The following is an 18,517-nucleotide window of genomic DNA, read 5'->3' as shown; positions in this document are numbered from 1 at the left end:
GAAAAGCCTCAACTTTTTGCGTGCGCAAGCTGAAATGATTCCACTCCTTCAACTTTTTCCATTTCCAATGATAATTCGCAAATGGACATCGCCACATGTTTATTTTCTGCGACGGCAATAAAACGCCACTCCTGACCGCGTTCGGTCATATTGATGGAGAGCGTTCGCTTCATCATCAGATAGCCGCGCTCTTTGGCCATTGTCTCCATCACCGCCTCTTTCGGTTGATAACCCTTTCTGAAATGCATCGTGATGGCAATGGCAGCCTGAGTCGGCAACCACATTTCAAGACGGTGGACCAATACCATGCAGGCCGCAGAAAGCAAGGACAACAAAATTGCTGCAGCGTAAAACCCCACCCCTACTAAAATGCCAATCGCTGAAGACGCCCAGATCGATGCAGCCGTTGTTAAGCCGCTAATACTGAAGCCCTCTTTCATGATCACGCCAGCACCGAGGAAACCAATCCCCGTGACGACACCCTGCATGACGCGGGTTGGATCAGCGGCAGTCGGCGTCAGCACTTTTCCGCCGAACCAGAATTCTGGGTACCCCACCAAGACCACCAACGCGGCAGAAGCCATGCACACTAACCCATATGTCCGCATCCCTGCTGCGCGGCCATGGTAAGAGCGTTCATAGCCGACGATGCACCCTAGCAACAAAGCACCCGCTAGGTTCAAGAAAATAGTGATATTGGCGCTCAATTCGGCGGGCGACCAGAAAACGGTAAATTGACTTAAAAAATCTTGCATGACAGGACTAGCGATCTTAAAAAGGAGACAAGTGTAGCGTGATTTGTTCTCGGGCGTCAGTGGTGGAGAGCGCTTGATTGTACGTTACGCTTTTTTAACGAGACAAATAGAAATCGTCGCAGATCAATGGACTGAAATAAAGTAGGTACTCACATTGGAGAAAATTTTCTTCACATATACGCCCAATTTTCCGCACAGACCAGCCATGAATTTCAGGGTAGAAAAACCGAATGCAGTATAATCCGCGCCCTACGCCATCGGAACGAAGCGTGAACACCTTTGCAACTTGACACCCCACCTCGACACAAACCGCCTGGGAAAGATGGTGGTATCGAAAGCCGCGTATGACTTGCACAACACCTGCGCAGCATGACGCGCTAGGCTTTTTAGAAAAAATAGTGCAAGGTGATGTGGGTGGCAACCATGTTAAGCAGTCGATACGCCGAGGATCGGCACACGCGATCTACCCTGATCGACCGTTCCTATCCCGAACCATGTAGACAAGATAAATAACAGACTTATGATTTACCTCTATCACAATCCTCGCTGTTCGAAATCTCGCGAGACGCTAGCCTTGATTGAACAAGTGGCGCAAGAGCGGCAACTGCCGATCAACGTTGTCGACTATCTCAAGACACCGCTCACCGCTGATCAACTTGGACGGCTTTTGGACGAATTACAAGGAGACGTACAAGCAATGTTGCGTCCCAATGAAGACGAATACACGGCCCTGAACTTGGCCCACGCCGACAGAGCGCGCGCCATTGAGGCGCTCCTCGCACATCCAAAAATCATGCAGCGCCCCATCGTCAGTTTTCAGGGCAAAGCGGCGATCGGACGACCTCCCGAACACGTATTGACCCTATTTAAAGAAAGTATCTGAGCATGTCTGAATTCAAACTCGCCGCAGGAAGTGTTGTCAAAATTGGCACAACGACCAATCAACTGTATCCCATCTTTCGGCATGGGATTGCGCAACATACACCGGCAAATCGCTTCCAAAGTGGCGGCGAGCCTGACGCAGCATCCGCAACACCAGGCATTCAGATTGGCGAGTTGATGGCGTATTTTTCCGCGTGCGCCGGTTTTTGCAATAACACCAGCGAGTTGCATCACCAACATCAAGAAGTCATGGCAGAGTTCGTGACAACGTTACAAGATAAGCGCGGTGAAAAGCCCGCAATTGCTGCCTTAGAAGCGATTGCGCATCAAGCTGGCTTACCGGTCGTGCTCGAAATCATCTTGGAAGAAGATTGCGCCTTGCTTGCTGATCGTCACTTTGTTAGCGACAACGAGATCGACAAAAGCTGGAAATTATGGCGTAGCGCGTTTCTACAGCGTGAGGGTGGCATCCCTGCAGCATGGGTCAAACAATTCTATTTTCCTCGACTCTTAGATTATCGCGATGTGACCGCTGCGAGAAATCCACGCAGCCTAGAGCAAACGACCGATACAGCATTGATGGTCGGCGGTCTCATGCAATACTGGCATAAAGACGCCCCCGGGGATTTGTTAGCAGCGTTCAGAAAACAATATGGACGGATTAATTTCTCACAAAAGAGCAACTTTGATGAGACTGCATTAGAACGTTTCTTTAATTTGAGTGCGATGATTGACCCGGCCACGCGTCTGTTGAACCAGATGACGATCTGGCAAGACATTGACGCTTTAGCGAAAAAACAGAGTATTCATGTGGGCTAATCAGCGCTCAATATCGAAGAGAAAAAAATCTGAATCCCTTAGTGCACCACGATAGGGGGATATGCGTTATAAGCCTATCGACGCGCGGTCTTACAGCGACGAAGTAACGTCGCTGTGTGAGGAGCGACGCAATGAGAACAGGTATTTTTGGAGATAACATGAAACGTATTAGCATGGTATTGGCGGTTGCCGCTGCGGTAACTGCATTGAGTGGTTGCGTCGTTGAGGCACCTCGTCACACCTATTACACCCCTGCCGTGGTGACTGTGGCACCGCCAGCACCTCGGGTTGAGGTGATCACCGCACCACCGGTCTATGGTCACGTCTGGATTGGTGGCGCTTGGTTTTGGGAAGGTGGACACCATGTCTGGCACGAAGGTCACTGGGAAGCACCTCGCCCAGGGTATGTCTGGGTTCCACACCGTTGGGAGCAATATAACGGTGGATGGCGCTTCCATGAGGGTCATTGGGACCGTCATTGATTCTGTGTGAACAATCGAAAGAGAAAAAAGGAGCCTAGCGCTCCTTTTTTTACATGCACACTTGAACGATTGAGAGGACGCTCCTATCCACGCATCATCGCTGCAAGCAATTGGCTCCGCAAAGTCTTGATCAGCGCGGTTTCATCGGCGGATACGCCTTCTTCAGCGGGTATATTTCGATCTGCATAGATCAATCCCAACACTCTTTTTTCGACAACCAGTGGAAGAATCACGAAGCTACGCGCATCGGGTAAGAGGTTCTGATGCCATTCGGGTAGCAAATGTCGGATTTTAGGCAATTTGGAGTTTTCAATCATCACGTCCACATTATTGCCGATCGCCAGATAAAATAAATCGGCCTCCGGCTTAATGGGAAAACGGAATCCTTTCTGTCTTTCCGCATACTTATCGCCGACAGCGACCCGAGAAACATAGTATCCCGCATTCAAATCGCGCAGGCACACAGTCGCGAAACGGAAGCCCATGCTGGAATACAGCGTCTCCAAGACTTGCAAGATTAGATCATTGAGCTGAACGTTGCCCGCCGACATCATGTGAGTCACATCCTGTATACCCGCTAACAACAAATCTCGCGCGTTGTAAGGCTTACCACTCGGATATTTATACGCTTCATCAAGCTGGAAGAGTTCTTCGCTTTTCAGCACAAATTCAAGCGGCACTTCCGGCGCATTTTTGACTTCTTCCGTTTCTTCAAACGTCTCTGGCAGGACGATGTTGAGGCTCTTAGCTAACTCTCTCGTCTCAACTTCCACCTTTTCCAGCATCTGATCGAGCGCCTCTGGCTCCATTTCTAATACCTTACCAAAGCGATCGAGCAAGGCTTCTGTATAGCCAGGCACTTCATGACGACCCATCACCATCATCTCTGCCAGCGCATCGCTAAAGCTCGCCACTTGCTTGAGCCAATCGAGTCGGTGCGGAGATTTTTTGAGTTCACCCTTTGGCAAGCTACCCACTGCCTGAATAATGGCATCAGGAATTTGCCATTCTTGTAACGCGAGTTCGCCCAGTCGTTCAAAGCTGCATCCCAACAGAACCTGTGCTGCATCGTTGGGCAACACATCCCCTTCAGAAACCAATTGCTGGATCTGCAGATATAAAGGGTGATCAAACGAGGCAACAAGTACTCGGCCGATATTTTTGAAGAGTGCAGCGACAGCGGCCTCTTCTGCATCAGAAGAGCGCCCTCGATAAGCGATCTCGCGGCCAATGATGCTGGCACATAAGGAGCGGACCAACTCTTTGCGTACGCTCGTTGCCTGATTTTTGTTTTTAAAACAATCCACCAGCAACATCGCCATCGCGGTGGTTTTAACGGTATTAAAACCGAGTAAGAAAATCGAGCGCGAAACCGTCGTTACTTGGACACCTGCGCTAGCACGATACTGGACCGTATTCGACAGACGCAGAATTTTTTGCGTCAGGCCGACATCTGACAGCACGTAATGTGCCAGTCGGGCCACAGAATCCTCGCCAGATGACGTGATCGCAATGACCTTCGCGATGGCGACGCCTAAACTTGGCAACTCGGATTCTTCACTGATTTTTCTCAGGAGACGGTCTCGCTGTGTACCGGGCAATACGGAAGACGCCGTGGTGATCTCTTTCTGTGCCATAAATACTCTAAACGCAATAACGACCGATAAACCCAGCGTAATCACCGCACTCGCTAGCTGCAACGACGGCAACCAGCCAGTGTGGACATCTCCATCAGGGAGCTTTTGTTATGAAGTCCGACTCACACCTTCGCCACACGGCTGACACTCATACCGTATTTCTTTTGTAATTCATCATATAGACCACGAATTGCTTTCAGACGTGGATTCATCGGATCAAGCCTACGACCTGCTTCAATCAGATTTTTAGCCTGTTCGCCGATCGCGCTATCCCATCCCATATTTTCCAGACATTTCAATGCTGCGAGTGCCGCATTCAGTACCACTTGTGGATTGTCTGGGGATTTGCGGGCGGCGGCAGTCATCAGGTCTACAGAACCACGGAAGTCGCCTTGCTTGGCTTTTTGCACACCAAGTGCCACCAAATCCATCACCTCACGCTGACTGCGTTGTGCCAGTTCTTTCCCTAACAACCCTTTACCGGCGCTTTCAAAAATACCAACAGCTCTCGATATCACGCGTTGGTTGCTCGCATTTTTCATCACGCCCATGACGATTTCTGATGCTGCACCTTCTTTGTCATGCTCCAAGCAAGTTTTCGCTAGGCCTAACTTGGCATTTGTCGATAGGCCGATATCCTCTCGGCTCGCGAAGACGGCGGCATCAATTTCGCTCTCTAGTCGTGAATCACCGGTTTTAGCATGCACCATGGCACTAGAGATCGCGCGGCAGGCTTCCGTTTTTTTCATACCGACCATGTTCTTTTCGAGATCACGAATCACGGTCTTGGCTTGATCGGTATCCCCTTTTTTAACCAATGCATTGACCAGATTGAGATGATCTTCAGGATCACGGAACTCGGAGAATTTTGCCTTGCTCACGACTTTCTTAAAGACATTTTCGGCGGTCTCAATATCGCCGGTTTCCATCGCAATCCGCCCCAGATTGCGCAAACGACGCACTGCATGCGGAGAAACACTCACCGCCGTATCAAGGACTTCTTTGGCTTCGGGTAATTCACCGATCATTTCATGTGTTTTAGCGAGCCAATCGTAGGCATCCATGAACTTATTGTTCTCGGCGACCAGATTTTTTAATATGGCCTCGGCTTCTTGGTACTTCCCTTGCATAAACAAGGTTTTCGCCAATCCTAAACGTGCCCACGCGACCGCTTTGAGCTCAAATAAGAGCGTATAGAGCGCCTCTGCCTCTGCTGCCTCACCCAGCACAACATGCAATTCGGCACGTAAGCGCATGAAATCGATGGCATATTTCGGATGTTCGAGCTCGCCATGATGGCAAGCGGCGACCGCCTCTGTCACAGCGCCAGCGTCCATTAAGCGATGGACTTCAACGAATGCTTTTCGCTTTTCTAAAGCGCGCATGACGCGCTCAAGCAGCATATCGGCGGTAAAAGGTTTGAGGAGATAATCGGACGGTGCCAGTTCAGCTGCACTGACGACTTTGGCATAGGCGCGCTCTGCGGTCACCATGATGAAGATTGTGGACAATGGCGTCAGTTTATGATGCCGCACATCCTCCAATAACTGCTGACCATCCTGACCGACACCCAAATCATACTCACAGAGCACGAGATCGTAGACTTTCGCTTGAATGCTGCGCACAGCAGTGCCAGCGGTCAACGCATGTTCGATTTTGGTAATGCCACATAAATTGAGCATATTGTGCAAACTGACCCGCATCCCTTGATGCGGTTCAATGAGCAATGCCCTGATGTCACTGAGTTCGCTCATTTCAACCTTTAGCGTCGTTTCGGATAAGCCCTGGCTGGGCAGCAGATCGGAACAACAATACGCTTCGCCATGCAACAGCCAGATTTGTTCTACTGCATTATATTAAAGTGTCGGCGAAATAGCGTGGAAACTTTAATGTTTCAGGGAAATATTCGATGTAGGCAGATATTTTTAGACGTTGAACGCAGTTTTTAGGTCTACTTCAAAAAGCGACCGAGGGCCAATGCGACCATTGAGAGGAGAATCGTCGAGGCAAATGGGAAGGAATAGGTCTTCCCTCCGAACCGAAACCGCACGTCACCCGGCAACCGTCCCAAGCCCAGTTTTTCGAGCCAGGGCAGCCAACGGGAAATGATGATCACCATGATGAAAATAATCAACACCCAGCGGATCATTTGCCACTCGCGGAGAAAGGTGACAGCGGTCGCATACGCGCAAGGAATGCCGTCCGACCCGTCTGGGATAGATTGCTCATCAATGTGCGTTCATTACAGGCGATGACAGCGGTCATGTCGTAACAAGCCTTCTGGCATATCAATGCCATTACCAACGACAATCACTTTAAATAACTCGCCCATCTCGGCAGGTGACACCAGTTTTTGTAAGGCATTGGCTTGCGGTAGATACTGCAGCACATGCTCGGCCGACTGACGCGCGAGCAATTCAGCGATACCGGACTCCAATAAGAAAGCCGCTTGGCTGGTGTAGCTCAGTAACTCCAATCCTTCGGCCAGGGCTGCTTTGGCCATCGCTGTAAAATCGACGTGGGCGGTAATATCTTGCAATCCTGGCAAATAAAATGGATCAGGGTGGGCATGGTGGCGATAGTGGCACATCAACGTGCCTTCATTGCGCTGAGGATGATAGTACTCTCCCGCAGGGAAACCATAATCGATGAGAATGGCCGCACTACCGCGACCCGTTTCTTGCTGCCCGGCCTTGAGCATGCGCGCCACACTGTGCATGAACCCCGTCGCAACCGCATGAACCTCTGTCATATACGCCTGAGGCAATGTCTCGGCATCGGGAATCTGTGCCAACTTGCTGTCGTCACATGGACGCTCACGGTACACCAAACGCGGTACATCGACGTCATTGCTCTCTGTGGTCTCGACACCCTCTCGAGAAACAGCCACACCCAACTCACGCCATCCCAGCTCTGTCTTCATGACAAGGTCTACTGGCATGGCATCCAACACTTCATTACCAATCACCAGTCCGGAGAAAGAGGCGGGCATTTCTTGCAACCAAACGACTTGAGGAAAGTCTTTCAATAAGGCTTCCTGACGTGCGCGCAGCTCGCCGGACAATTCCACGATAAAATAGCGATCTACGGCAATACCAGACAATTGGCATTCCGTTAAGAAGTCCCGTGCCAATTTGCCTGTACCTGCCCCAAACTCCATCACTTGGGATGTGGTCTGCGAGAATAAGCTGGCGGATAAATTCGCTAAAGTAGCGCCGAAGAGCGGCGACATTTCCGGCGCCGTTGTAAAATCGCCGTCCTTGCCTAATTTTGTGGCACCGCCACTGTAATAGCCTAGATCCGGCGCATACAGAGCCAGTTCCATGTAACGCGAAAAGGGTATCCAGCCTTGATGCTGGTGAATTTCATCAATAATACGTTGTTGCAGAGCTTGCGATGCAGCGAGAGCATCGGGAGCCGGCAGTGGTAGAGATAATTTTTGCATTCCGGCATTGTATAAAAAACGACGAACACTCAGTGAAGAATTTCCATGAATCAGTCATCGCATAGTCTATCAGGTCAGTCTACAAAGGCTGAGCCCAGAGTCGCCCTCGTCACCGGGGCCGCAAAGCGTATCGGCCGTCATATTGCGTTAGCCATGGCCCGTCAAGGTTGGGATATTGTCGTTCATTATGGCACCTCCGCCGACGCCGCCGCATCGCTGGTGGAAGAAATTAGGGCAATGGGACAACGCGCCGTCGCTATTCAAGCGGATCTTGCCAATGAAGAAGCAACCAAGCGTCTGTTTAGTCAAGCACTAGCAGCCATGGGCGCTGTTCATTGTGTTGTGAACAATGCATCGTTGTTTGAAGAAGATCAGGCGAATACGTTTTCGCATTCCCGCCTCGATCAGCACATGCATGCTAATTTGGCAGCACCTATCCTCTTGGCACAAGCCTTACATGCAGCCACTCCTGATGGGAAACAAGCCAGTGTGATCAATTTACTGGACCAGAAGCTGTATAATCTGAATCCGGATTTTTTATCGTATACCTTGTCAAAAGCCGCCTTGCAATGCGCTACAACGATGCTTGCGCAGGCGCTGGCACCAAAAATCAGGGTTGCAGGGGTTGCGCCTGGCATTACACTCGTCTCTGGCCATCAAACAGAGGCTGACTTTAGTGTTGCGCACCAAGCAACGCCTTTGGGTTATTCCAGCTCGCCTGACGATATTGCACGTAGCGTGTTATTTTTGGCTGACAGTCCGGCAATTACCGGCACAACGATACTGGTCGATGGCGGCCAGCACCTCATCCCTTTGCAACGCGACGTGATGTTTGTCGCGACTGCGACCGAATCACATTCTTAATGAATCGAGCCAACTATGTTATCCGTTTTACACCACCCGCAACTCACTGACTGCCGCCGTTTGTTTTTGCGTAACTATGAAATTTCAATCAACATCGGCGTCCATGAATTTGAGAAAAAAGGCGAACAACGGGTACTGATCAACGTTGATCTGTATATTCCATTGGCGATTTCAACGCCAAAAGAAGATCAACTCGACGAGGTCGTCGATTATGATTTTATCCGTAGCTCGATTGCACAGCGTGTCGCCGAAGGTCATGTCCATTTACAAGAAACCTTGTGTGATGACGTTGCCAAACTCATGCTTGCACATCCACGTGTGCGTGCAGTGTGCATCTCTACCATGAAGCCAGATGTCTACCCTGATTGTGAAGGTGTTGGCGTTGAAGTGTTCCAGATCAAAAATGAAATGTAAGTATCATGCAAGTTAATCAAGAATTATTGGCAGACGTCGTCCTCGACACCACGCAGGAGCGCGGTGCGGAAGCCAAATCGCAAGAAAAAATCACCTACGAAAACAATAAACTGCATAAGCGTTTATGCCGTTTGGTAGGGCAAGCGATTGGTGATTTCAATATGATCGAAGAAGGCGACAAGGTCATGGTTTGCTTGTCTGGTGGCAAAGACAGTTATGCGCTGCTGGATATTCTGATGACCTTGCGTGAACGGGCACCAATTCATTTTGATATCGTTGCCGTCAACCTCGATCAGAAACAACCGCATTTCCCCGCCGAAGTCTTGCCAGCGTACCTCGAAAAATTGGGCATTCCGTACCATATCGAAAATCAGGATACTTATAGCATCGTGAAACGCCTGATCCCTGAAGGCAAAACAACATGCTCTCTGTGTTCTCGTCTGCGTCGCGGCATTTTGTACCGTGTTGCGGATGAATTAGGCGCAACCAAAATCGCGCTGGGACATCACCGGGATGATATTCTAGAGACCTTTTTCCTGAATATGTTCTTTGGTGGCAAGCTCAAAGGGATGCCTGCAAAACTACAATCCGACGATGGCAAACATATCGTGATCCGCCCGATGGCGTACGTCAAAGAAGCAGACACCCAACGCTATGCCGACGTGAAGCAATTCCCCATCATCCCTTGCGACTTGTGCGGTTCCCAAGAAAACCTGCAACGCAAGCAAATCAAAGGATTGATGCGCGAATGGGAAAAGAAATATCCAGGTCGTGTGGATAATATTTTCTCCGCATTGTCGACCGTTGCACCGTCTCATCTGATGGATAAAAATCTGTTCAATTTCCGTGATCTCGCGATTGATGGTCAGGCGCGGCCGGATGGTGACATCGCTTTTGACGATGAACCATGCGCAACACCCGCTACTGGCGTGATTTCTTTGCATCTGGATCAGGACTAACGCTTTCTCAGCGTCAATCCTCTCGTTAAGTAGTTAAGTAGTTAAGTAGTTAAGTAGTAACAATAAAAAACACCTGAAACCATCATGGCTTCAGGTGTTTTTTTGGTCAAAGGGGATGACGAAACGATCGTCGCCGTCCTATGCCGCGCTATGCCGTCTTACGCAGAATGCGATCAAGACTGTATTTGCCACTACCATGGACAGCGGCAAACAATAAGCCACCAGCCATCGACACATTTTTCATAAAATGAATCATCTGATTCTGCGCAGTATCGACGCCCGCATTCCAGAAGTCATGGAAAATAAACCCCGCAGCGAGCGTAAATAACATCATCGCTAGTGCCGCCCAACGTGCCTTCACGCCGAGTAGTAACATCAACCCACCGCCCAATTCAACGATAATCGCTGCCACCGCCGCGATGGCAGGAAACGGGACACCTTTACTTGCAATGTAACCCAGTGTGCCAGCAAATCCCGCTATTTTTGATGCCCCTGACGCGATAAAAATCAGCGCCATCAGGACCCGTGCAAGCACAATCGCATAGTTTTCTACGGTTTTCATTTTCACCACTCCTGATACCGCGTTACGCTGCTACCGCAGCTTGAATTTGCTGTGCCGCATCTGCCAATGCAGCGGCTTCCGCATCGGGTCCCATTGCCAAGCCTTCGGCATAAATAAAAGAAATGTCCGTCATGCCTAAGAAACCGAAAAAGCTCTTCAGGTAAGGCATTTGAGTATCGTTTGGCGTGTTTTTATACATGCCACCACGGGTCAATACGACAAATACTTTTTTACCCGTCAAGAGACCTTCTGGCCCATGCTGGCCATAACGGAATGTCACACCAGCACGTGAAATTGCATCAACCCAGTTTTTCAATTGTGCAGAAATACCAAAGTTGTACATCGGAGCGCCGATCACAATCGTATCCGCTGATTGAATTTCCGCGATTAACGCATCATCGAGCGCAACACGCGCTTGTTGCTCTGGCGTACGTTGGTCGGCGGGAGTAAAGACCGCTTGTAATGCGGTTTCATCAAGCGCCGGATGGGGTTGATGGCCGAGATCACGCACTGCGACTTGCGCATCAGGATGTGCCGCAAGCAGATGATCGACTAAGGTTTGTGTCAGATGTTTTGAATGCGATGCAGCAGCACGAACGCTGGAATTGATATGTAAAATGTTCATAGTAGCCTCTTGTGTTTGTTGAACAATCCGGCACTTGACCGGTAAGGAATGACGATGGGTGTACTTTATAGGTTCCATTTTTGATCCGGAAGAGCATAAAATGGATATCATCATTCCATTTTTGGCAAAATAGACCATGCAACTTGAAGCGAACGACCTCCTATTGTTTGCCCGTGTCATTGAAGAAGGCAGTTTTAGTAAAGCAGCCGACCGATTAGGCATGCCGAAATCAAGCTTGTCGCGACGGATTTCGGCCCTAGAGACGCAATTGGGCGAACGCCTCCTCTTGCGAACCACGCGCCAACTGACGATCACGGATTTTGGTCAAAGCGTGCTCCACCATGCGCAACAGGTACAGGACGAAGTCGATGCCACACTGGCATTGACCCAACACCGCCAAGCACAGCCTTCGGGGCGTCTTCGCATCTCCATGCCCGGCGATTTCGCGAACAGACAGATGAGTGACTTTTTGTCTTCCCTCGTTCAAGCGTATCCGACCATCACGTTGGAACTTGATCTCTCGCCGAGAAGAGTGGATTTGATTGGTGAAAATTTTGATGTCGCCATTCGTATCGGCGATTTGCCAGACGACGCCTCCCTCGCAGCGCGACGGCTCACGGTATTTAAAGTCGGCTTATACGCTGCGCCATCGTACCTTGCACGACGCGGCACACCGACCGAACCCGAAGCCTTGATGGAGCATGATGCATTACGGCTCTTAGGGCGCAATGGCGAACCGAGTCCTTGGCGCATGAAGCGCGGTGAAGAAGAATGGATAGGTATTCCGCCAGGACGAGCAACAGCGAATTCTCCTGAATTATTGACCCGCCTCGCGTTAAATGGCGATGGTATCTTGATGCTATCAGATACCTTCATCCGCCCCTATCTCGACAGCGGTGCACTGACCCCCTTATTGACTGACTGGGAGTTACCCTCAATCAACGTCTGGGCCGTTTTCCCCGGCCGCCGCCTGATGCCAGCCCGCACACGGGTGTTTCTGGATCGGCTACAAGCGGAATTCGAACGGTTGCCGTGCCCATCGCTGATACTTGATTAGCTTGCTGAGGTAGGTGGTAAGCCAGTCATCTAGCACATGTGTCTTCCTCCACCTCCGTCATCCTCCGCCCAACCTCGTCATCCTCCGCCAAACCTCGTCATCCTCCGCGAAAGCGGGGGATCCAGTGCGCGTCAGCGCTTTCGTGCTGATCGGACACGCTCAAAGGCGCTGGCGCGCCACTGGGCTCCCGCCTGCGCGGGAGCGACGAAAATGAAGACGCGGGAGTGACGAAATGAAGGTGCTAGAGTGGCGAAATGAAGGTGCGAGATTGACGAAGCGAAGATGTGGGAATGATGGAGTCGAAAGCGGAGGTTCCTGCTACCACCCCAGGTCCCGCCCCACCATTTTTCCCGTCATATTTTTCCTTCCCCCATTATCCTCCGCGCTCCCCCCGCCATCCTCCGCCCAACCTCGTCATCCTCCGCCCTTCCCCGCCACCCTCCGCCCAACCTCGTCATCCTCCGCGAAAGCGGGGGATCCAGTGCGCGTCAGCGCTTTCGTGCTGATCCGCCACGCTCAAAGGCGCTACCGCGCCACTGGGCTCCCGCCTGCGCGGGAGCGACGAAAATGAAGACGCGGGAGTGACGGAGTTGAAAGCGGAGGTTCCTGCTACTAACCCGAGATCCCGCCCCACCGTTTTTCCCGTCATATTTTTTCTTCCCCCGTCATCCTCCGCGCTCCCCCCCGTCATCCTCCCCGTCATCCTCCCCGTCATCCTCCACGCTCCCCGGCATCCTCCGCCCTTCCCCGCCACCCTCCGCCCAACCTCGTCATCCTCCGCGAAAGCGGGGGATCCAGTGCGCGTCAGCGCTTTCGTGCTGATCCGCCACGCTCAAAGGCGCTACCGCGCCACTGGGCTCCCGCCTGCGCGGGAGCGACGAAAATGAAGACGCGGGAGTAACGAAGTGAAGACGCGAGAATGACGAAGTAAAGAGAGCCCAGCGAGGAGGATAGGCAGGACCAATAGGGTAACGCAAGGAAATGGCGGGTCAACGCAACGAAACAACGACGGTGATGCGAGTCACCGCCAATCCCCTTTGCTTACTGTCGAGCAGGCAACAACGTTCCGACGACCTCACCGAATCCGACGCGCGCGACGCCTTCTTTCTGGGCCCAGCCACGCATGATGATGGTATCGCCATCTTCCATGAAAACGCGTTGTTCACCGTTACTCAAAGCAATCGACTTCTTGCCTCCTTCCGTCAACTCGAGCAACGAGCCTGCTTCTTCAGGTGCGGGGCCTGATTGCGTGCCGGAACCCAGCAAGTCGCCCGGATTTAAATTGCAACCGTTGACTGTATGGTGCGTAACCAATTGCGATACCGTCCAATACGAATGACGGAAATTCGATAACGACAAGCGTTGCGGCGGTGTACCTTCTGCGCGCATTTTTTCGGTTTGCAGCAGGACTTCGAGCTCGATGTCAAATGCGGCATGATCGCGTAATGCGGGAGAATCAAGGTAAGCCAATGGTTGAGGATCGGCTGCGTCACGTGTCCAAGCAAGACGGTATGGTGCCAAGGCTTCTAAGGTTACCACCCATGGCGAAATCGTCGATGCAAAGTTCTTTGCAAGGAATGGGCCGAGTGGTTGATATTCCCAGGCCTGCACATCGCGTGCGGACCAGTCGTTCAACAAACATAAACCAAACACATGGGCTTCGGCTTGCTCCATGTTGATCACATCGCCTAACGCGTTACCTGGGCCGATAAAGATACCCACTTCTAATTCATAATCCATCCGTTTAGCGGGACCAAACACGGGTGTCTCAGCTGTCGGTGGTTTTGTTTGTGCAATCGGACGATGAAATTGTTGCCCAGAGACGCCGATGGAAGAGGCGCGACCGTGGTAACCAATCGGAATCCACTTGTAGTTAGGCAGCAGTGGGTTATCAGGGCGGAATAATTTCCCAACGGCTGTTGCATGGTGCACTGAGGTGTAGAAATCAGTGTAATCACCGATATGTGCAGGCAAGGCAAATTCTGCTGCGCTTTGTGCTAACAGACAGGCCTGTAAGGTGCCTTGCTGAGAAGAGCCTTCCCGCAAGACGCGTGATAACGCCAACCGCAATGCAGACCAGACCGGCGCACCAAGCGCCATCAAGCCGTTGAGATGTTGGCCGTTGACCGCCGCTGTGAAATGGCCGCCCTGCAATTCGGTGTAACCAGCAAACGCATGGACTGCATGCGCAGCCGCAAGATCCAAAATTTGATCACCGATCGCAATACCAATACGAAACGCCTGATTACTTCCCTGACGACGGAACATGCCAAACGGCAAGTTTTGAATAGGAAAATCAGTCTCTGCGTTGTTGGCAGAGGCTACCCAGCTACGCAGGTTGATGTCATGGGTTTCGTTGAGTTGAACCGTCATTTATTTTTGCTCCGGATTGAAATACTTTTTAATACCCTGCCAGCACTGGAAATAGTCAGCCTGTAATTGTGGCGACGCCATCGCGGCACGGGTAGGTTTGATGATATTACGTGTTTCTATCATAAACGCCATCGTATCATCGACTTTGTGCGGTGTGCTGGTATCTGCGTTACTTGCTTTCTCAAATGTCGGTGCATCTGGTCCGTGACCACTCATGCAATTATGCAAGCTCGCACCACCTGGGCGGAAGCCTGTTGATTTAGCGTCGTATTGACCGTGAATCAAGCCCATAAATTCTGAGGCGATATTGCGGTGGAACCAAGGTGGGCGGAAGGTGTTCTCAGCCGCTAACCAGCGTGGTGGGAAGATCACGAAATCAATGGTATCGACACCAGGTGTATCACTTGGTGCCTGCAATACCAAGAAAATCGATGGATCAGGATGGTCGTAGCTGATCGATCCGATGGTGTTGAAATGACGCAGATCGTATTTGTACGGTGCAAAATTACCATGCCATGCGACCACATCCAGCGGCGAATGACCGATCTTGGCGGACCATAAGTTTCCGCTGAACTTTGCCACTAGTTCAAAATCGCCCTCTTTATCTTCATACCACGCGACTGGCGTCTGAAAATCGCGAGGATTTGCGAGTCCATTGGAACCAATCACGCCCAAATCCGGCAGCTTCAGCATGCAGCCGAAGTTTTCACACACGTAGCCACGTGCCTCACCGTCAGGCAAATGGACCTGAAAGCGAATACCGCGTGGAACCACGGCGATTTCTTGTGGCTCAATATCAATCAAGCCCATTTCCGTACGCAAGTGCAGCCGCCCTTGCTGTGGAATGATCAACAATTCGGCATCGGCGTTGTAATAAAAACGCGTGACCATGTCTTTGTTGGCCGCATAGAGATGGATGGCGCAGCCTGTCTGTGCGTCGGCGGAACCATTACCAGCCATGGTGAACCAACCATCGATGAAATCCGTTGGCGTTGTCGGCATCGGTTGTGGATCCCAGCGTAACTGGTTCGGGGTCGATGGTGCTTGAGAAAAATCATTGGTCATCCGACCATTGTCCATCTGCTGAAAAGGCTGGTGCATCGCTGCGGGACGAATGCGATAGGTCCAAGACCGGCGATTGGCATGACGTGGTGCTGTAAATGCGGTACCGGAAATCTGTTCGGCATATAAACCATACGCACATTTTTGTGGGGAATTTTGGTTTTGTGGCAACGCGCCTGGCAAGGCTTCTGTCGCGAATTCGTTCGCGAAGCCGGTTTGATAACGCAATGATGTGTTCATGATGTCTCCCTGATAAGTTGATACCACTTAGTGATTCCGCTCCTCACATGAAACATCGAAAAGGAAAGCGGATGACTGTCTTAGGCCAGAATGTAGTGCATGCGGCGGTTTTTTACGATATAAATACGAAAATACAGACCATTCATCAAATCAATAATGCTCGAAGCCAAAGATATTGACCTCAACCTGCTAGTAATCTTTCAGCGCGTCTTTCAGGAACGCCAGATTTCTGCGGTCGCGCGCCAACTGGGGTTGTCACAACCGGCGGTCAGTAACGCCCTCGCCCGTCTGCGTCGGACGGTTGGTGATGAATTGTTTGTCCGTACAGCAACAGGCATGCAGCCTACCCCGAGGGCGGAGCAACTTGCGGATTCGGTGACGATTGCCCTCAGAGAAATTACACAAGCGCTGAATCCGCAGGAGGATTTTGAGGCGGGGGTGAGCCAGCGACAATTTACGGTGGCGATGACTGACGTGGGTGAGGTGTATTTCATGCCCTTACTTGCCGCGAAATTGCACACCTGCGCACCAAGCTTACGTCTCCGGACGGTACGCGCAAGCAGTGTTGATCTCAAAACGGAGATGGAATCAGGTCATGTCGATTTGGCGATTGGCGCGTTTGATGACCTCTCCGAGGCATGGTATCAACGGCGTCTCTTTCAACAGAACTATGTCTGCATGTTTCGTCAGGATCATCCGTTGGCGGGAAAGCCTTTGGATATCAAAGAATTTCTTGCAGCGCAGCATTTGATTGTTGCCTCCCAAGAGCAGCCGTATATCAACATCAATCAGACGCTAGAAAAAGCGGGCATCATCGCCGCAGCACACTTCAGCGTGCCCCACTTTGTTGCGGTCCCTTACATCGTCAGCACCTCGGATCTGCTCGTGACAGTGCCTCAAAAGCTTGCCGAGCGCGCAGCAGCGCCGTTTGGCTTGGTCTATACCACACCACCTCTTCGCTTGCCTTCCTTGCAAACCAATGTATTCTGGCATCGCCGCTACCACCAAGATGCGGGCAATCTGTGGCTGAGAAACTTTATCGCGGAGCAATTTGCAGAAATGTGACGACATGCTGGATCGACCAGCATCCGTGAGCTGAAAAAACTTCACGCAAAGTCTGAAACGTTTTCCCCCATGGACAGGCGAATATCCCCTACACTTTTGATTATTCCATTTCCGTCCAAGGTGTCACCATGCCAGTTATTACTTGTGTAGAAGATTTACGGTTGCTTGCGAAAAAACGTGTTCCAAAAGCGTTTTACGACTATGCCGATAGCGGTTCTTATACCGAAAGCACCTACAAAGCGAATACCAATGATCTGGCCGCCATTCGTCTGCGTCAACGGGTCGCGATCAATGTCGAAAACCGTTCTACCCGCACAACCATGGTTGGTCAGGAAGTCACCATGCCGGTGGCCATCGCACCCACTGGCTTAACAGGGATGCAATGGGCAAATGGCGAGATGCTGGGTGCAATTGCCGCTGAAAAATTTGGCGTGCCGTTCACACTGTCGACAATGAGTATCTGCTCCATTGAAGATGTGGCGAGCGTCACGACTAAGCCTTTCTGGTTTCAGCTCTATGTGATGCGTGACCGTGGCTTTGTCAAAGAAATGATTCAACGTGCAAAAGCAGCCAAATGCTCCGCGCTGGTACTAACGTTGGATTTACAAATTTTGGGACAACGCCATAAAGATTTAAAGAATGGCATGTCTGTTCCACCAAAACTGACACTCGCAAATATCATCGATCTGGCAACCAAACCTGCGTGGGCATTACGCGCACTGACGGGGCGCAAAACATTCGGTAACTTAGTCGGTCACGTTAAAGGCGGCGACGGCATCCTCACCCTGAGCCAATGGACTGCAAGCCAGTTCGATCCAACCTTGAACTGGGATGATGTGGCATGGATTAAAAAAGAATGGGGCGGCAAGCTCATTCTCAAAGGGATTTTAGATGTCGAAGACGCGAAACTCGCTGTGGCTGCAGGTGCTGATGCCATCGTTGTGAGCAATCACGGTGGTCGTCAACTGGATGGCGCGATGTCATCGATTGAGGCATTACCGATGATTGTCGACGCCGTTGGTCATCTGACAGAAGTATGGTTTGATGGTGGTATCCGGACAGGTCAAGATATTCTCAAAGCAACGGCGCTCGGTGCCAAAGGGAGCATGGTCGGTCGTGCCTTTTTGTATGGTCTGGGCGCGATGGGTGAAGAAGGTGTGACCAAAATGCTGGAGATTTTGCAAAAAGAATTGGACGTCAGTATGGCACTGACAGGGACAAAAGATATCCGTGATGTCGGTTTGAGTACGATTATTCGTTAAGCGGTCATTCTGAA

The 18,517-nt window shown here is 51.1% G+C and carries 18 protein-coding genes; 9 read left to right on the top strand and 9 right to left on the bottom strand.

Annotation, left to right across the window (positions count from 1 at the left end):
• Positions 1-8 precede the first annotated feature (8 nt).
• Entirely contained in the window at positions 9-755 is a 747-nt protein-coding gene (locus tag ACO0K2_RS06500) for an MgtC/SapB family protein (RefSeq protein WP_423016972.1), read from the bottom strand.
• Between the two features lie 520 nt (positions 756-1,275).
• Here ACO0K2_RS06500 and ACO0K2_RS06495 point away from each other — a divergent pair.
• The 3 genes from ACO0K2_RS06495 (at position 1,276) to ACO0K2_RS06485 (ending at position 2,938) form a co-directional block, all read left to right on the top strand.
• Positions 1,276-1,638, top strand: a complete 363-nt coding sequence (locus tag ACO0K2_RS06495; RefSeq protein ID WP_423016971.1) for an arsenate reductase family protein — start codon at positions 1,276-1,278, stop codon at positions 1,636-1,638.
• A 2-nt stretch (positions 1,639-1,640) separates the two neighbouring features.
• Positions 1,641-2,456, top strand: a complete 816-nt coding sequence (locus tag ACO0K2_RS06490; RefSeq protein WP_423016970.1) for a hypothetical protein — start codon at positions 1,641-1,643, stop codon at positions 2,454-2,456.
• 158 nt (positions 2,457-2,614) lie between these two features.
• Positions 2,615-2,938 carry a hypothetical protein gene (locus ACO0K2_RS06485; RefSeq protein ID WP_423016968.1) on the top strand — a complete coding sequence of 108 codons (324 nt, stop codon included), beginning with the start codon at positions 2,615-2,617 and terminating at the stop codon, positions 2,936-2,938.
• A gap of 83 nt (positions 2,939-3,021) precedes the next feature.
• Here ACO0K2_RS06485 and ACO0K2_RS06480 read toward each other — a convergent pair whose 3' ends face one another.
• The 4 genes from ACO0K2_RS06480 to ACO0K2_RS06465 form a co-directional block, all read right to left on the bottom strand.
• Positions 3,022-4,575 (bottom strand): HDOD domain-containing protein, encoded by a 1,554-nt coding sequence (locus tag ACO0K2_RS06480; protein ID WP_423016966.1) that lies wholly within the window; start codon positions 4,573-4,575, stop codon positions 3,022-3,024.
• 122 nt (positions 4,576-4,697) lie between these two features.
• A complete protein-coding gene (locus ACO0K2_RS06475; RefSeq protein ID WP_423016964.1) occupies positions 4,698-6,329 on the bottom strand; it encodes a tetratricopeptide repeat protein in 1,632 nt (543 codons plus the stop codon).
• A gap of 197 nt (positions 6,330-6,526) precedes the next feature.
• Positions 6,527-6,724 (bottom strand): DUF2905 domain-containing protein, encoded by a 198-nt coding sequence (locus tag ACO0K2_RS06470; RefSeq protein ID WP_423016962.1) that lies wholly within the window; start codon positions 6,722-6,724, stop codon positions 6,527-6,529.
• Positions 6,725-6,817: 93 nt separating this feature from the next.
• Positions 6,818-8,020 (bottom strand): class I SAM-dependent methyltransferase, encoded by a 1,203-nt coding sequence (locus ACO0K2_RS06465; RefSeq protein WP_423016960.1) that lies wholly within the window; start codon positions 8,018-8,020, stop codon positions 6,818-6,820.
• Positions 8,021-8,065: 45 nt separating this feature from the next.
• On the opposite strand from ACO0K2_RS06465, the gene ACO0K2_RS06460 reads away from it, so the two are divergent.
• From ACO0K2_RS06460 to ttcA, 3 genes are read left to right on the top strand one after another with little or no spacing between them, the layout of a single operon-like run.
• Positions 8,066-8,884, top strand: coding sequence for an SDR family oxidoreductase (locus tag ACO0K2_RS06460; protein ID WP_423016958.1), 819 nt, complete (start codon positions 8,066-8,068; stop codon positions 8,882-8,884).
• A 15-nt stretch (positions 8,885-8,899) separates the two neighbouring features.
• Entirely contained in the window at positions 8,900-9,298 is a 399-nt protein-coding gene (locus ACO0K2_RS06455; RefSeq protein ID WP_423016956.1) for a dihydroneopterin aldolase, read from the top strand.
• A 5-nt stretch (positions 9,299-9,303) separates the two neighbouring features.
• The gene (gene ttcA, locus ACO0K2_RS06450; RefSeq protein WP_423016954.1) at positions 9,304-10,257 is read left to right on the top strand and encodes a tRNA 2-thiocytidine(32) synthetase TtcA; all 954 of its coding nucleotides are present in this window, start codon (positions 9,304-9,306) and stop codon (positions 10,255-10,257) included.
• A gap of 148 nt (positions 10,258-10,405) precedes the next feature.
• Here the strand turns inward: ttcA and ACO0K2_RS06445 are convergent, their stop codons facing one another.
• Both ACO0K2_RS06445 and ACO0K2_RS06440 read right to left on the bottom strand, forming a co-directional pair.
• A complete protein-coding gene (locus tag ACO0K2_RS06445) occupies positions 10,406-10,819 on the bottom strand; it encodes a DoxX family protein (protein WP_423016952.1) in 414 nt (137 codons plus the stop codon).
• 22 nt (positions 10,820-10,841) lie between these two features.
• Complete coding sequence (locus tag ACO0K2_RS06440; RefSeq protein WP_423016950.1) at positions 10,842-11,444, bottom strand: FMN-dependent NADH-azoreductase; 603 nt, start codon at positions 11,442-11,444, stop codon at positions 10,842-10,844.
• Positions 11,445-11,580: 136 nt separating this feature from the next.
• Here ACO0K2_RS06440 and ACO0K2_RS06435 point away from each other — a divergent pair, with 136 nt between their 5' ends.
• A complete protein-coding gene (locus ACO0K2_RS06435) occupies positions 11,581-12,501 on the top strand; it encodes a LysR family transcriptional regulator (RefSeq protein WP_423016948.1) in 921 nt (306 codons plus the stop codon).
• A 1,041-nt stretch (positions 12,502-13,542) separates the two neighbouring features.
• Here ACO0K2_RS06435 and fahA read toward each other — a convergent pair.
• Positions 13,543-14,874 carry a fumarylacetoacetase gene (fahA, locus tag ACO0K2_RS06430; protein WP_423016946.1) on the bottom strand — a complete coding sequence of 444 codons (1,332 nt, stop codon included), beginning with the start codon at positions 14,872-14,874 and terminating at the stop codon, positions 13,543-13,545.
• Positions 14,875-16,176, bottom strand: coding sequence for a homogentisate 1,2-dioxygenase (gene hmgA, locus ACO0K2_RS06425; RefSeq protein ID WP_423016944.1), 1,302 nt, complete (start codon positions 16,174-16,176; stop codon positions 14,875-14,877). It lies immediately after the preceding gene.
• A 156-nt stretch (positions 16,177-16,332) separates the two neighbouring features.
• Between hmgA and ACO0K2_RS06420 the strand changes: the two genes are divergently transcribed.
• Together ACO0K2_RS06420 and ACO0K2_RS06415 are read left to right on the top strand one after the other, a co-directional pair.
• Positions 16,333-17,241: a LysR family transcriptional regulator gene (locus ACO0K2_RS06420; protein ID WP_423016942.1), complete on the top strand. Its 909-nt coding sequence runs from the start codon at positions 16,333-16,335 to the stop codon at positions 17,239-17,241.
• Positions 17,242-17,369: 128 nt separating this feature from the next.
• Positions 17,370-18,503, top strand: coding sequence for an alpha-hydroxy acid oxidase (locus ACO0K2_RS06415; protein ID WP_423016940.1), 1,134 nt, complete (start codon positions 17,370-17,372; stop codon positions 18,501-18,503).
• The last annotated feature ends 14 nt before the right edge of the window (positions 18,504-18,517 follow it).

Origin of the sequence: Undibacterium sp. MH2W, from assembly GCF_049340215.1 — a bacterium.
GTDB lineage: Bacteria > Pseudomonadota > Gammaproteobacteria > Burkholderiales > Burkholderiaceae_D > Undibacterium.
This window is presented reverse-complemented; position numbering and strand designations above follow the sequence as displayed.

Coding starts and splice junctions, on each gene's coding strand:
- ACO0K2_RS06435 (WP_423016948.1), top strand. CDS start 11,581: ATGCAACTTGAAGCGAACGACCTCCTATTGTTTGCCCGTGTCATTGAA.
- ACO0K2_RS06445 (WP_423016952.1), bottom strand. CDS start 10,819: ATGAAAACCGTAGAAAACTATGCGATTGTGCTTGCACGGGTCCTGATG.
- ACO0K2_RS06475 (WP_423016964.1), bottom strand. CDS start 6,329: ATGAGCGAACTCAGTGACATCAGGGCATTGCTCATTGAACCGCATCAA.
- fahA (WP_423016946.1), bottom strand. CDS start 14,874: ATGACGGTTCAACTCAACGAAACCCATGACATCAACCTGCGTAGCTGG.
- ACO0K2_RS06500 (WP_423016972.1), bottom strand. CDS start 755: ATGCAAGATTTTTTAAGTCAATTTACCGTTTTCTGGTCGCCCGCCGAA.
- ACO0K2_RS06455 (WP_423016956.1), top strand. CDS start 8,900: ATGTTATCCGTTTTACACCACCCGCAACTCACTGACTGCCGCCGTTTG.
- ACO0K2_RS06470 (WP_423016962.1), bottom strand. CDS start 6,724: ATGATCCGCTGGGTGTTGATTATTTTCATCATGGTGATCATCATTTCC.
- ACO0K2_RS06415 (WP_423016940.1), top strand. CDS start 17,370: ATGCCAGTTATTACTTGTGTAGAAGATTTACGGTTGCTTGCGAAAAAA.
- ACO0K2_RS06460 (WP_423016958.1), top strand. CDS start 8,066: ATGAATCAGTCATCGCATAGTCTATCAGGTCAGTCTACAAAGGCTGAG.
- ACO0K2_RS06480 (WP_423016966.1), bottom strand. CDS start 4,575: ATGGCACAGAAAGAGATCACCACGGCGTCTTCCGTATTGCCCGGTACA.
- ACO0K2_RS06490 (WP_423016970.1), top strand. CDS start 1,641: ATGTCTGAATTCAAACTCGCCGCAGGAAGTGTTGTCAAAATTGGCACA.
- ACO0K2_RS06485 (WP_423016968.1), top strand. CDS start 2,615: ATGAAACGTATTAGCATGGTATTGGCGGTTGCCGCTGCGGTAACTGCA.
- ACO0K2_RS06495 (WP_423016971.1), top strand. CDS start 1,276: ATGATTTACCTCTATCACAATCCTCGCTGTTCGAAATCTCGCGAGACG.
- hmgA (WP_423016944.1), bottom strand. CDS start 16,176: ATGAACACATCATTGCGTTATCAAACCGGCTTCGCGAACGAATTCGCG.
- ACO0K2_RS06465 (WP_423016960.1), bottom strand. CDS start 8,020: ATGCAAAAATTATCTCTACCACTGCCGGCTCCCGATGCTCTCGCTGCA.
- ACO0K2_RS06440 (WP_423016950.1), bottom strand. CDS start 11,444: ATGAACATTTTACATATCAATTCCAGCGTTCGTGCTGCTGCATCGCAT.
- ACO0K2_RS06420 (WP_423016942.1), top strand. CDS start 16,333: ATGCTCGAAGCCAAAGATATTGACCTCAACCTGCTAGTAATCTTTCAG.
- ttcA (WP_423016954.1), top strand. CDS start 9,304: ATGCAAGTTAATCAAGAATTATTGGCAGACGTCGTCCTCGACACCACG.